13 protein-coding genes and 1 pseudogene are annotated in these 12536 nt (G+C 63.4%); 8 read left to right on the forward strand and 6 right to left on the reverse strand.

Annotated features, from left to right (window positions below):
* Window positions 1–4 precede the first annotated feature (4 nt).
* The gene (locus HBF26_RS13240; protein WP_167127233.1) at window positions 5–922 is read right to left on the reverse strand and encodes a LysR family transcriptional regulator; all 918 of its coding nucleotides are present in this window, start codon (window positions 920–922) and stop codon (window positions 5–7) included.
* 84 nt (window positions 923–1006) lie between these two features.
* Between HBF26_RS13240 and HBF26_RS13245 the strand changes: the two genes are divergently transcribed.
* Entirely contained in the window at window positions 1007–2038 is a 1032-nt protein-coding gene (locus HBF26_RS13245; RefSeq protein WP_167127235.1) for an alpha/beta fold hydrolase, read from the forward strand.
* The gene (locus tag HBF26_RS13250; RefSeq protein WP_167127238.1) at window positions 2022–2999 is read left to right on the forward strand and encodes a DMT family transporter; all 978 of its coding nucleotides are present in this window, start codon (window positions 2022–2024) and stop codon (window positions 2997–2999) included. The genes HBF26_RS13245 and HBF26_RS13250 overlap by 17 nt, the downstream gene beginning before the upstream one ends.
* Here the strand turns inward: HBF26_RS13250 and nhaA are convergent.
* The 3 genes from nhaA to HBF26_RS13265 form a co-directional block, all read right to left on the reverse strand.
* Window positions 2996–4186, reverse strand: a complete 1191-nt coding sequence (gene nhaA, locus HBF26_RS13255) for a Na+/H+ antiporter NhaA (RefSeq protein WP_167127241.1) — start codon at window positions 4184–4186, stop codon at window positions 2996–2998. The two genes, HBF26_RS13250 and nhaA, sit on opposite strands and share 4 nt — an antisense overlap.
* 106 nt (window positions 4187–4292) lie before the next feature.
* A complete protein-coding gene (locus HBF26_RS13260; RefSeq protein ID WP_167127244.1) occupies window positions 4293–4613 on the reverse strand; it encodes an ArsR/SmtB family transcription factor in 321 nt (106 codons plus the stop codon).
* A gap of 50 nt (window positions 4614–4663) precedes the next feature.
* Window positions 4664–5947 (reverse strand): arsenic transporter, encoded by a 1284-nt coding sequence (locus HBF26_RS13265; protein WP_167127247.1) that lies wholly within the window; start codon window positions 5945–5947, stop codon window positions 4664–4666.
* 75 nt (window positions 5948–6022) lie between these two features.
* On the opposite strand from HBF26_RS13265, the gene arsH reads away from it, so the two are divergent.
* Both arsH and arsC read left to right on the forward strand, forming a co-directional pair.
* Window positions 6023–6757 carry an arsenical resistance protein ArsH gene (gene arsH / locus HBF26_RS13270; RefSeq protein ID WP_167127250.1) on the forward strand — a complete coding sequence of 245 codons (735 nt, stop codon included), beginning with the start codon at window positions 6023–6025 and terminating at the stop codon, window positions 6755–6757.
* Between the two features lie 2 nt (window positions 6758–6759).
* Entirely contained in the window at window positions 6760–7164 is a 405-nt protein-coding gene (arsC, locus tag HBF26_RS13275; RefSeq protein ID WP_167127253.1) for an arsenate reductase (glutaredoxin), read from the forward strand.
* A gap of 20 nt (window positions 7165–7184) precedes the next feature.
* Here arsC and HBF26_RS19600 read toward each other — a convergent pair.
* Window positions 7185–7370 (reverse strand): annotated as a pseudogene (locus tag HBF26_RS19600) (sodium-independent anion transporter); the annotation flags it as partial.
* A gap of 121 nt (window positions 7371–7491) precedes the next feature.
* Between HBF26_RS19600 and HBF26_RS13280 the strand changes: the two are divergent.
* The 4 genes from HBF26_RS13280 (at window position 7492) to HBF26_RS19890 (ending at window position 12043) form a co-directional block, all read left to right on the forward strand.
* Window positions 7492–9471 carry a M13 family metallopeptidase gene (locus HBF26_RS13280; protein WP_167127256.1) on the forward strand — a complete coding sequence of 660 codons (1980 nt, stop codon included), beginning with the start codon at window positions 7492–7494 and terminating at the stop codon, window positions 9469–9471.
* Between the two features lie 198 nt (window positions 9472–9669).
* Window positions 9670–10659, forward strand: a complete 990-nt coding sequence (locus tag HBF26_RS13285; protein WP_167127259.1) for a VOC family protein — start codon at window positions 9670–9672, stop codon at window positions 10657–10659.
* An 18-nt stretch (window positions 10660–10677) separates the two neighbouring features.
* A complete protein-coding gene (locus tag HBF26_RS13290) occupies window positions 10678–11010 on the forward strand; it encodes a putative quinol monooxygenase (protein ID WP_167127261.1) in 333 nt (110 codons plus the stop codon).
* 139 nt (window positions 11011–11149) lie between these two features.
* Window positions 11150–12043 carry a helix-turn-helix domain-containing protein gene (locus tag HBF26_RS19890; protein ID WP_205287644.1) on the forward strand — a complete coding sequence of 298 codons (894 nt, stop codon included), beginning with the start codon at window positions 11150–11152 and terminating at the stop codon, window positions 12041–12043.
* Between the two features lie 83 nt (window positions 12044–12126).
* Here HBF26_RS19890 and HBF26_RS13300 read toward each other — a convergent pair whose 3' ends face one another.
* The gene (locus HBF26_RS13300; RefSeq protein WP_167127264.1) at window positions 12127–12483 is read right to left on the reverse strand and encodes an ATP-binding protein; all 357 of its coding nucleotides are present in this window, start codon (window positions 12481–12483) and stop codon (window positions 12127–12129) included.
* Between the last annotated feature and the right edge of the window lie 53 nt (window positions 12484–12536).

Consider the following 12536-nt stretch of genomic DNA (forward strand, 5'->3'; position numbering starts at 1 on the left):
GAACTCACTGCCTCATAAATTCGATAAACGCACGCAGCGCCGGTGACCGATGTCGACGACTCGGAAAGTATAAATAGGTCGTATCCAACCTACCCGACCAGGCAGGCAACACTCGCACCAGCTTGCCTGAGTCCAATAGATCCGACACCAGTGCGACCGGCGGAAAGGCGACGCCCATCCCTCTCACCGCAAGCGCGATCTGCGACGCAAGGTCGTGCACAACCGTGACGAATGGCGGCGTGACCTTCACGGCCTTGCCACCGCGATACAGGGTCCATGGAATGATGACGCCCGTTTCCTGGCTGCGGCAGACCATCGCGTGATGCTTCAAGAGGTCGTCCGGAACCTTAGGCATCGCGTGGTGCTCGAGATAGGTGGGGGACCCTACGAGAATCGCTTCCGATGCCGGCGATACCGGCACAGCCACCATGTCCTGATCGAGATGGTTGCCGTAGCGCAGGCCGGCGTCGTAGCCCTCTTTCACGATGTCGACCATGCGTGCCTCGACCGCGATTTCGAGCTCCACTGCGGGATAGGCCTCGCGAAAGGCCGCCAGCTTCGGCGCCACGACCAACTCGAAGGGTGCACGAGGCATGGTGAGCCGCAACGGTCCGGCGGGTCGGCCGCTTCGACCCGAGGCTTCTTCCGAGGCGCGGCGTAGCTGGGACAAGGCGGGAGCGACCGCTCGCAGATAATCCGAGCCTACGTCCGTGAGGCTCAGACTGCGCGTGGAACGGCGGAACAGTGACGTTCCGAGGCGCACCTCCAGGCTCTTTACCGCCTGGCTGACTGCCGACGCCGAGATGCCCAGTCTTCTTCCCGCTTCGGAAAAACTCCCCGCTTCCGCGACGGCAATGAAAACGTCCAGGCCGTCCAATGAGTCTCTCTGTCTCAATGCCTGTACCTGTAAGTTCAGCTTCAAGCCTTATACACGATTAGGGGCCTAACCAAGGTCAATCGGTGCCCCTAGGATGCGGTGATCGCGTTCGAAGAAAGGCAGGCATCCATGCACGAACCGCAGCTTCAAGCGAAGACCTTCCGCACCCCACGCCACACCACGCACTATCTCGAATGCGGTCCTACCGACGGGCCGCTCATGATGCTTTTGCACGGCTGGCCGGAACTGAGCCTGGTCTGGCGGGCGCAGATGCTGGCATTCGCTGACGACGGCTGGCACTGCATTGCTCCCGACATGCGCGGCTACGGCGGCTCGTCTGCCCCGGATACCACGGACGCATACACCAATGAGCAGGTCGTCGCCGATATGTTGGAGCTGCATGACCATCTAGGTGGGCAGCCTGCGGTCTGGATCGGGCATGACTGGGGGAGTGTCATTGTCGGCTTACTGGCAGCCCACGAGCCAGCTCGCGTTCGTGGTGCGGTGATGGTCTCGGTTCCGTATTTTCCGGACGCCAACGCGCTGGCGACACTCGTGCCCCTGGTGGACCGGAGGATTTACCCGGCCGATCGGTACCCGGATGGGCAGTGGGACTATTACCGCTACTACAACACGCACTTCGATGCGGCGGTCTCGGATCTGGATGCGGATATAGCGGCGTCGCTGGCTTCGATCTATCGACGTGGCGACCCTGCCAACACCGCCAAGCCCGCCTCGAATGCCTCGGTTACCCGCAGGGGCGGGCGTTTCGGCGACGCGCATCGCGCACCGCCCACCCCACCCGATCCGGCGCTCTGGCCTGCGGAAGACTTCAACGTGCTGGTGCAGCGGTTTTCGGAAAGAGGCTTTCGGGCACCCTGCGCGTGGTATCTGAACGATGAAGCGAATATCGCCTACGCACGCCGGGCGCCGGATGGAGGAAACCTCCGCATCCCAGCGCTCTTCGTCAATGGACGGTTCGATCAGATGAACACCATCGATGGCAATTGCTATGGCGAGCCGATGCGCGCGGCGTGCAAAGACCTCACCATAACCGACTTGCCCGGAGCGCACTGGCTACCACTGGAACGCAAGGCGGAACTGGTCGAGGCGATCCGCACATGGCTTCGTAACAAGAGCCTTCATGCAGACCAGATCTGAAAGTTCGCGTGCAGAACTCATCGACGGCCAGCGCGGCAATCCAAGCACTCGCAATGGCTGGGCACAAAACCGGGCCCTGGTCGTTCTCGCGGTCGGCTACCAGTGGTTCTACAACGGCGCCAACTTTGTCGCCTTCAAGATTGGGGGTGACGCGATCCATCCCCTGCTTCTCGCCACGTTGCGTTTTGCCATCGCCGCCCTCGTGATCCTGCCTTTGGGACTGTTGCGCCTGCGTGCACACCCGTTCCGTGTCCGGGAATGCGTCAATGCCGCGGGACTGGGCGTGGTGATGCTGGTCGGTAGCCAGACAGCGGCCATACTCGGCACGCACATGCTGCCGGCGGGCGTCGCGTCGGTTTTCGGATCGGCGGCACCCCTGTTCCTCGCGCTGTTCGCATGGATCGCCTTGCGCGAACCGATCGGATGGCGACAAACCTGCGGCATCGGGCTGGGCTTCGCAGGCCTCGTGCTCATGGCCTGGTTCACCTCGGGAGCGGGTGGCTTCAAACCAATGGGTGCCGCACTGACGCTTCTCGCCTCCGCCTTCTGGGCCGGAGGGTCGCTGTGGGCGCGGCGGCTGCGTCTGCCCGCCGATCCGGTGGTGGCACTGACGGTGCAATTGACCGCTGCCGCCGCGGTGCTCGTGATCGTCGCCGCGTCGACAGGGGAGTCAGGCCTGACGGATCTGACACACCTGCCCACCGCAGCCTGCTGGGCATTGGGCTTTCTCGTCGTCGGCAGCACGCTGGTGGGCTATGCCGTGTTTCTCGCCGTGAACGCGGATGTCTCTCCGACGATCGCCAACACCTTCAACTATGCCTCGCCCGTGGTCGCGCTGCTGCTCTCGGCTGCACTGCTCGGGGAACGCCTATCGTGCGCGAAGCTGTTTGCAGCCGGGCTGGCGCTATCCGGCGTAGCGCTCATGATTCGTGGCGATGCGAAGAAACAAGGCCCTGGCTAGGAAGAACGCCTGGGCACGACGGCGAATATCACCGCGCCGATCGTCCCGGCCAGCAGCGAACCGGCCAGGATGCCCAGCTTCGCTTCATCCTGCAGTTCCGGATGATTCGGGAACGCCAACATGCCGATGAAGAGCGACATGGTGAAGCCGATGCCACACAGCCAGGCCGTGGCAAACAGTTGACCATGGCTGGCCTGCGGGGGCAGTTCGGCCCAACCGGCTTTGATCGCGAGCCACGCGGCGCCGAACACGCCCAGAACCTTGCCCGCGGCCAGACCGAGGCCGACGCCCAGCGTCGTGGGCGCAAGCCACTGCTCCGCGCCCAACCCGGCGAACGAAATACCTGCGTTGGCGAAGCCAAAAAGAGGCAGCACAAGCACCGGCACCAGACGGTGCAATGCGTGCTCGAGTTGCAGCAAGGGCGAGTGCGAGCAATCGCCGTCGGAGGGTGGCCGACCATGCTCGTCACGCAAGGGAATACACAGGGCCGTGGCGACCCCGGCCAGCGTGGCATGGACACCGGAGGCGTGGACCAGACCCCACAACACCGCACCCGCCACCAGATAGGGGCTCAACTTCCGGACCCCTGCCCGGTTCAACCCCGCCATCAGCACGATCACGCCCAGCGATGCCAGCAGATATCCCAGTTGAAGATCCGGGGTGTAGAACAAGGCGATGATCACCACCGCGCCGAGGTCGTCGATGATGGCCAGTGCGGCGAGGAAGGCTTTCAGCGATGTCGGCACCCGGGACCCCAGGAGCGCCGCCACGCCCAACGCGAACGCAATGTCGGTCGCCGACGGAATTGCCCATCCGTTTCGCGATTCTGGATGCGCCCCGTTGAAGGCGAGGTAGATCACCGCCGGGACAACCATCCCGCCCAGCGCCCCCAAACCAGGAAGGATGCGCAACCGAGGACTGGACAATTCGCCATCGACGAACTCCCGCTTGATCTCCAGGCCGACGAGCAGGAAGAACACCGCCATCAGCCCGTCGTTGATCCAATGGAGCACCGAAAGCGGCCCCAGTTCCACGTGGAGCGCGTGTTCGTAGGCACCGGCCAACGGCGAGTTCGCCACGACCATGGCAAGGGCGGCGGTGCCCATGAGGACCAATCCACCGGTGGCGGAGCCCGACATGAAGTCGATGAGCCGCTGGAGGGGTCGCCAGATCAATGTAGACAGCATGGGATTCCGTTCGGGGTACAGGTAATCGGTCCACCCTAAACGAACAGGCCGGAAAGTTGAACTTCACTTTCAAAATCCGCGGAACAGGGAGCCCGCGCGATGGCGATCAGCGTCTCGACGGCCCCGCTTCACACGGTCCGCCCGAGGCCACGCAGCAGTTCTCAGTGAGAAAATTCACCAGGTGGGTCACCGTATCCAGCATCGGGGTGTAATAGATGTAGCGGCCCGCCTGGCGGCTTGTGACCAGCCCCGCATGGGCCAGTTCCTTCAGATGGAACGACAAGGTGGCGCTGGGCAGGCCCAGGGCCTCGCCAATAGCACCGACCGCCAAGCCGTCCGGGGCATGCTCGACCAGCAAACGATAGATGGCCAGCCGGCTTTCCTGGGCAAGGGCGGCCAGAGCCTTGAGCGCATCGGGGGTTGTCATGGAGGGCGTCATACCGGCGCAGGTTATCAAACCTGCCCCCACAGCCCGGCTCACCACGCCACCCGCACGGCCAGGGCGGCCAGGGTGATCAGCAGCACGGGCAACGTCAGTGTGACCCCGACCTTGAAGTAGTAGCCCCACGAGATCCGCACGCCCTTTCGCGCAAGCACGTGGAGCCAAAGCAGTGTCGCCAGCGAGCCGATGGGGGTGAGCTTCGGCCCCAGGTCGCAGCCGATGATGTTGGCGTAGATCATGGCCTCCTCGACCGCGCCCGTGGCATGGCTGGCGTCGATCGAAAGGGCCCCCACCAGAACTGTGGGCATGTTGTTCATGACGGAGGACAGCACGGCCGTGGTGAATCCGGTGCCCAGTGCCGCACCCCAGACACCGTGGGCGGCGAAGCGGTCGAACAGGCTCGCCAGGTAGCCCGTCAATCCGGCATTGCGCAGCCCGTAGACCACCAGATACATGCCCAGGGAAAAGAGCACGATCTGCCACGGCGCCCCGCGCAGCACCTTCATCGTCGGAATCCGGTGGCCCCGCGCGGCCACGATCAGCAGCGCCACGGCCGCAACTGCGGCAACCGCGCTGACCGGCACCCCCAACGGTTCCAGCCCGAAGAAGCCGACAAGCAGAGCAGCCAGTACCCACCAGCCGGCGAGGAAGGTTGGCCGGTCGCGGATCGCTTCCGCCGGCGCCTTCAAGCGATCCAACGGGTACGTCACCGGAACGGCCCGGCGGAAGTAGGCGAGCAGCACCGCGAGGGAAGACGCGACCGACACCAGGGCCACCGGAACCATCACTGCCGCATAGCGGCCAAACCCGATACGGAAGAAGTCCGCCGACACGATGTTGACCAGATTGGAAACCACCAGCGGCAGGCTGGCGGTGTCGGCAATGAACCCCGCCGCCATCACAAAGGCCAGGGTGGCGCCGGGCGAAAAGCCCAGGGCCACCAACATGGCCATGACGATCGGTGTGAGGATCAGGGCCGCCCCGTCGTTGGCGAACACCGCCGAGACCGCGGCGCCCAGGAGCACCAGGAGGGCGAACAGCACCCGCCCTCGCCCGCCGCCCCAGCGGGCGACGTGGAGCGCGGCCCATTCGAAGAACCCCGCTTCGTCCAGGAGCAGGCTGATGACGATGACCGCGATGAAAGTGGCCGTGGCGTTCCAGACGATGTGCCAGACCACGGGGATGTCCGCCCAATGGATGACGCCGGCGCACAGCGCCACGGCGGCGCCGGCCATCGCGCTCCAGCCAATGCCCAAGCCTCGGGGCTGCCAGATGACGAAGACCAGGGTGACGAGGAAGATCAGTAACGCTAAGAGCATGGAGGCGGCGCTAGCGGTTTCGAAAGTTGATCTCCATAGTGCTAGAGTTATCGAAATGACACAACCGGAGGCTTCATGGCCGCGCCCTCCTTGCCTCACCTCACCCACGACCTGCCTGCCCCGCTCCATGCCGATCTGGTAGGCGCAGGCGATGCCGGACACCCGCCGCGGATCCTCCTGCTCTATGGTTCGCTGCGGCCCCAGTCCTTCAGCCGCAAACTGGCGCTGGAAGCTGAGCGCATCCTCCAGCACCTGGGCGCCGAGACCCGAGTGTTCGACCCGGCTACCCTGCCCATGCTCGACAGCGTCCCGGCGGACCACCCGAAGGTGCAGGAACTCCGTGCGCTGTCGCTATGGTCGGAGGGCCAGGTCTGGGTCAGCCCTGAACGGCATGGGACGATCACCGGCGTGTTCAAGAACCAGATCGACTGGCTACCTCTCGAAGAGGGCGGAGTCCGCCCGACCCAGGGCCGCACGCTGGCGGTGCTGCAGGTTTCCGGGGGATCCCAGTCCTTCAACGTGGTCAACACCCTCCGGGTGCTCGGCCGCTGGATGCGCATGGTGACCATCCCGAACCAGTCGAGCGTCGCGAAGGCCTGGCAGGAGTTCGATGCGGCCGGCCGGATGAAACCCTCCCCGTTCTACGATCGGGTGGTGGACGTCATGGAGGAACTGATGAAGTTCACCTACCTGGTGCGCGGGCGGGCCGATTACCTTGTGGACCGCTACAGCGAACGTAAGGGTGCGGCGGAAGCCCTTGCCCTGGCTGCCGCCTCCGGCGCCGCTTCCCTCTCTTCGACACAGGCCTGACCATGAACGCGACGATCTACCACAACCCGGCTTGCGGCACCTCGCGCAACACCCTGGCACTGCTGCGCCACGTCGGCATCGAGCCCCGGGTGATCGAATATCTCGTCACCCCGCCCGACCGGACGACATTGGTCCGGCTGATAGCCGATGCCGGCTTGACCCCACGCCAGGCAGCCCGTGAAAAGGGCACGCCGTTTGCCGAACTGGGCTTGGGCGATCCGGGGGTGACCGATGACCAGATCCTGGACGCGATGCTTGCCCACCCCATCCTGATCAACCGGCCGTTTGTCGTGACCGAGCGCGGGACGCGGCTGTGCCGTCCGTCGGAGATCGTGCTGGAGATCACCCCGCCGCTTCAGTCGCCGTTCGTGAAGGAAGATGGCGAGGTGATCGCGCCGTCGCCTTAGCGTTGGACTTGCCCCGCGGATCAGTGCCCCGTCGGGACGGTTGCCCCTTCCTTGTGATGGGTGACCAGGCGATCGACGAGGCCGGCGCTGGCCGCGTTCAATCCGATCACCTCGACTTGCTTGCCCTCCTGGCGGAACTTGAACGCGACGCGGTCCAGCGCGTTGACGGCTGTAAGGTCCCAGAAATGGGCGTCCGTGACATCGAGCGGATCGGGCCGAGAACAAATGGCGCAGGATCAGACACACCGCTCAGGAACAGACAACCTCGAGCTGACGCCGTTTGCTAGCTTTGTGGGAAAGCGAGTGCCATGAAGATCACCACCATCAATGCAAGCACCGATCATCAAGACCCTAGTCGCGGCGTTGGCTTTCTCGGCCGTTCCTGCAATGACAGCCAACGCCGTCGATGTCACAGGCATGGACCGCTCCATCCGTCCCGGTGACGACTTCTACTTGTATGCCAATGGGGGCTGGCAGAAGACCGCCGTCATTCCGCCCGACAGCGGGGTGGTGTACGGCGATAATAGCGCTCGCAAGATGGCCCGCGAACGCATGAACGCTATTCTCGCCGAAGAAGCAGAGAAGCCGACCTCGCGTGCAGGCACCTTGTTTCGTTCTTTCATGAACGAGAGCGAGGTAAATCGGCTGGGCATCTCCCCCGCGAAACCCGCTCTCAACGACATTTCCGGCCTCGCCACGCGGGATGACATTGCCGAAGCAATGGCCCGTTATGCTCGGCTTGGTGTGCACACGCTGTTCTCTGGCGGCCCCAGTGACGACGACCATCGCGTCGGATACTCGACCCTCTACTGGTGGAGCGACGGGCTAGGGATGGGGGAACGCGGTTACTACCTCGCGGACACACCCGGTGGTTCACAGGCTGCCGAAGCGTACGCCGCGTACGCCGAGAAGCTCCTGTTCGCGGCCGGTATCCACGACGCCCACCGCGTCGCAAAGGACGTCCTGGCATTTGAGACCCGACTGGCATCGCCAAAGCCGCCCGAAAGTGACGAGGTCATTTACGACGAGGTTAGCGTTGCCGACCTGACCCGCCGGATGCCGGGCATCCCGTGGGCCCGGGTCATCCACGCATTCGGTTGGCCGGAGGGGCGCCGTATGCGTATCGATGAGCCCAACGTGATGTCGGTGCGGGCGAAAGCGTTTGTCGAGGCGCCGGTCGAGACATTGCGCGCGTACCTCCTGATTCGATTCCTGGACGCGTATGCCCCCTACCTCTCCACCGATCTCTCCAGAGCGCATTTCGAGTTCCACGATGCAGTCCTGCTAGGCGCGGGTGCAGAGAAATCCCGCGCGGAACGCGCAGTGAAGCTGGTCCAGGACTTTATCCCGGACGACGTGGAAGCGATCTACGCGGCGCGCTTCTTTTCCCCCTCCAGCAAGGCCCGCATGGAGGCACTTGCAGCTGCGATCAAGGAGGCTTTCGCTCATCGACTCCAGAACGTCACCTGGATGGATGAAGCGACACGAAGCCGGGCGCTTGCAAAGCTGAAGAACGTCATTATCGAAGTGGGATATCCCTCAACCTGGCACGACTACAGCGGGTTGACGTTCAGCAACAGCAACCTTTTCGACAATGTGGAGAGGGCGAACCGTTGGACGTGGGATGACAAGCTGACCCATCTCGATAAGCCGCTCGACAGGCACGAATGGACATGCCTCTACCCCTCGACGGTCAACGCATGTTCCGACACCAGCCGTCTGGCACTGTTTTTCCCCGCTGCATACCTGCAAAAACCCATCTTCGATCCGGCTTATGATGCGGCGGACCTTTATGGACGCATCGGCGCGACCATCGGTCACGAGCTTACGCATCAATTCGACCCGGGTGGCAGTACCCGCGATGAAAATGGTCTGCGCAACCCTTGGTGGCCCGACGAGGTACGCCGGGCATTCGTAGGCCGAACGGACCAGCTCGTTGCACAATACAACGGCTACGAAATAGCACCAGGCGTGCGTCTGGACGGCAAGCGGACGATTACGGAAAACACCGCAGACCTTGGCGGCTTGAATATCGCCTTTGATGCGTATCGGAAGGCTCTCGGCGGACATGACCTTCCCATCGTCGACGGACTCGCTGGTGACCAACGGTTCTTCATCGCATACGCCCAGGCCAGACGGGCGAAGTTCAACGATTCGAGGCTGCGGGCACAGCTGCAGAACGTTCATGCTCCAGGCCACCAACGCGCCTTCGAAGTACGCAACGTGGATGCATGGTACGCGGCATTTGACGTCCAGCCAGGCGCGGCTCTCTATCTTTCGCCTGCGGCGCGCGTCCGTATCTGGTAGACGCCGGCCATCGATATTCGCTAGCCACCAGCAGGCATCGGCCCGAACGGCGCACAGCACGAACCGACCGAAATCGCAGGATCGTTCCTTGTGAGCTAATTCGATTCGGCAACAATGACGGCCACGGCGCATCAGGGCGCTACAGGTGCCCGCTTCAAGGCGGCTGCTGCGCGCCTGCCCAACCTCATTGGACCCCTTATGAAACTCCTTCTCCTTCCGACCGCCCTTGCCGCGGCTGCCCTCCTCGCCTTCACGCCTACCAGCACAGCCGCCACCCCCGAAAGCACGGGGCCGGCGCCGGCCATCGACGTGCGCGGTGTCGACCATGTCGGCATCAACGTTCCGGACGTCAATGAAGCCGCCCGCTTCTTTCGCGACATGTTCGGTTTTGTTCCCGTGACGGACATGGAAGACATTCCGGTCGATGCGGCATTCAAGACGACCTTCAATATGCACGCCGACGCCAAGGTCAAGGCCATCCGCATGTTGCGTGCAGGGGACGGCGCCAACATCGAGCTCTTCCAGTTCGACGCACCGGACTCGGTGAGAGACCAGCCACATTATGACGACATCGGCTCTTCGCATATCGCGCTTTACACCGACGACATCGACAAGGCGGTCGCGACGCTTCGTGCCAAGGGCATCAAGGTGCTCACCGACCCGATCCGCATGACTCAGGGGCCGGCATCCGGTAACTCGTGGGTCTATTTCATCACCCCGTGGGGCTCGAAGATGGAGCTGGTGAGCTATCCCAACGGACAGGCGGGCGAACGTGCGGCAGGAGTCCAACTTTGGAAGGCGCCCAAGGCATCCGGCAAGCCCCTGGATCGCACCATCGTCGACAAGCTCGTCAAGAACTACGTCGGCATGCTGAACGACCGCGACGCGACGAGCCGGGCAAAGACGATCGACGCCTGCTACACCTACGAAACGGTGTTCAACGACCCCGAAGGTCTCATCGAAGGCAAAGCGGCCCTCAATACGCTCGTTGGGAAGCTGCAGGCGACCAACAAGAACTTCGAGTTTCGCGTGACAGGTGCGGTGACGATCCAGAACGGCGCGGTCCGCGTTCCTTGGTCGTTCGGTCCTGCCGCCCAACCGAAGAAGATCACCGGCGAGGACATCCTCACGATCATCGACGGAAAGATTGCGGGAACGACAGTGTTCCTCAACGGTGGTCCGCATTGACCTTCAGGAGACTTCGCAATGATCCATGCACCTTGCGCCTCGCTTTACCTGCACTACGTCGTCAAGGAAGGCAAAGTCGATGAACTGCTCAACCACATCCGCGCGATCCTCGATGCCTGCGCCAAGGAGGATGATTTCATCACTGCTGTCCTCCACCGGACTCCCGAGCGTCCCCTCGAGTTGACCCTCTATGAACTCTGGCGCGGAACGAAGGAGAGCTTCGCCAGAACCCAGGGCACCCGCGCATACCGGAAGGAGTACATGGACGCGAGCCGGCCGCTTGTCGAGAGTGTTCAAGTGACGTGGGACAACCCGGTGCAGATCTGGGGCGAGTTCGGCCCCTTGGGCTGACCTCGGCTGCCGCTTGGCCTACCCGCCTCGCGAGGCGGATCAATACCTCCAGATGGGGATGCGGATTGTTGCGTATTCAATAATCTATGCACCGAGGGCGCACCGTGCGCCTTGCCCGTCGCCCGCCGGAGAGGTCCCAGTGAAGGTCGCATTGAGCAACCGCGTTGAGCGCTTCCAGCCGCTTCCTGAGAATGTCGTGTCCTTGGAGATGCGGAGCCGCCACTGGGCAGGTGCTCGCGTTGACGTGCACGAGCAGCGCAGCGCGGGCCGGGTTTCCTATCACCTGTGCTATGAGAAAGAGACCCGGCTCTCGGCGCTCATCGAAGAAGTAGGCACCAGCAGGGCCGAGCCCAGGCTCAGCGCCAACAAGCCGTGCCCCGTCGAGTACCGACCCAGGCACATGACACTTGTGCCGGCCGGCATGGACTTGTGGGGTCATTCCGATGACATCCGCTACATGAAGGATGCGACCGTTGCCTTCGATCTCGATACACTCGACGAGCGGTTCGAGGGGTTGTTCGACCGGCGCATGTTGCAACAACCCCGCTTGCGCATGGCGGATGACCGCATCGCGACGATCCTCCAGCTTCTGAGCAACGTTGTGGACAATGGCGACCCGTCCGTCCAGCTCTACGGCGACGGTCTCGTGGCGAGTCTCGTGGCCTGCCTGATGAGCCCGCATCGCCCTGCCGCGCGACCGAGAGGAGGACTCGCTCCTTGGCAGGTCCGGCGCGTCACGGAGCATATCCGGGCCCGACTTCCAGACCGGGTCGACCTCGCGGAGCTGGCCATGATCGCCGGATTGTCGCCAGCGCACTTCAGCCGGGCATTCAAATTGTCGACCGGGTTAGCCCCTTACCAGTGGCAGCTCGACATGCGCGTGCGCAAAGCCCAGCAGTTGCTCGATGGTGGAAGGCAGACGCTCGATGAAGTTGCCGATGCCTGTGGCTTTGCGGACACCTCGCACTTTGCCCGCACCTTCAGGCGGTTTTCCGGATGCACGCCATCCCAGTGGCGTCGCAGGCGCCCCTGAAGGAAGCGCATATGCAGTCGGGTCGCGCGATGAAGAGCACATCGCCGGACTCACGCCTGCGGGCATGCCCCCACCCCGAACTGTCAAAGGAACGCCCGGGAAGACGGCACCCGCAGCGTCACCTCCGTTCCATTTTCAGCATGCGACACAAGGGATAGCTGGCCACCGACGACCTGTGAGCGCTCGCGCATGCCGACAAGGCCCCAATGACCTGTCTTTTCCACACGGCCCGCGCGGACTGCCTCACCGGCATCCATTCGATCGATGCCATCCGCGTGGTTTATCCAGAGCCTGCCCTGCCCGTCTCGCACCATGCCGCTGACGGAACGGAAGGAACTGCCATCCGGCCCGGTGACAGGGTGTATGCCGTGCGCATCCACATGAACGAGTCCCCGGCTGCCACCCACCCACATGCCGGCCTTTTCCACAAGCCAGTCCATGGGCGTACCGACCCGTTGAACTGGGGGGGGAGGAGACGCGAGACCCTTTCCCC

Source organism: Luteibacter jiangsuensis (genome assembly GCF_011742555.1).
Classification (GTDB): domain Bacteria; phylum Pseudomonadota; class Gammaproteobacteria; order Xanthomonadales; family Rhodanobacteraceae; genus Luteibacter; species Luteibacter jiangsuensis.

Bases quoted from the DNA above. Each gene is read 5' to 3' on its own strand.
- HBF26_RS13245 (WP_167127235.1), top strand. From the start codon at position 1,007: ATGCACGAACCGCAGCTTCAAGCGAAGACCTTCCGCACCCCACGCCAC.
- HBF26_RS13250 (WP_167127238.1), top strand. From the start codon at position 2,022: ATGCAGACCAGATCTGAAAGTTCGCGTGCAGAACTCATCGACGGCCAG.
- nhaA (WP_167127241.1), bottom strand. From the start codon at position 4,186: ATGCTGTCTACATTGATCTGGCGACCCCTCCAGCGGCTCATCGACTTC.
- HBF26_RS13260 (WP_167127244.1), bottom strand. From the start codon at position 4,613: ATGACAACCCCCGATGCGCTCAAGGCTCTGGCCGCCCTTGCCCAGGAA.
- HBF26_RS13265 (WP_167127247.1), bottom strand. From the start codon at position 5,947: ATGCTCTTAGCGTTACTGATCTTCCTCGTCACCCTGGTCTTCGTCATC.
- arsH (WP_167127250.1), top strand. From the start codon at position 6,023: ATGGCCGCGCCCTCCTTGCCTCACCTCACCCACGACCTGCCTGCCCCG.
- arsC (WP_167127253.1), top strand. From the start codon at position 6,760: ATGAACGCGACGATCTACCACAACCCGGCTTGCGGCACCTCGCGCAAC.
- HBF26_RS13280 (WP_167127256.1), top strand. From the start codon at position 7,492: ATGCAAGCACCGATCATCAAGACCCTAGTCGCGGCGTTGGCTTTCTCG.
- HBF26_RS13285 (WP_167127259.1), top strand. From the start codon at position 9,670: ATGAAACTCCTTCTCCTTCCGACCGCCCTTGCCGCGGCTGCCCTCCTC.
- HBF26_RS13290 (WP_167127261.1), top strand. From the start codon at position 10,678: ATGATCCATGCACCTTGCGCCTCGCTTTACCTGCACTACGTCGTCAAG.
- HBF26_RS13300 (WP_167127264.1), bottom strand. From the start codon at position 12,483: ATGGACTGGCTTGTGGAAAAGGCCGGCATGTGGGTGGGTGGCAGCCGG.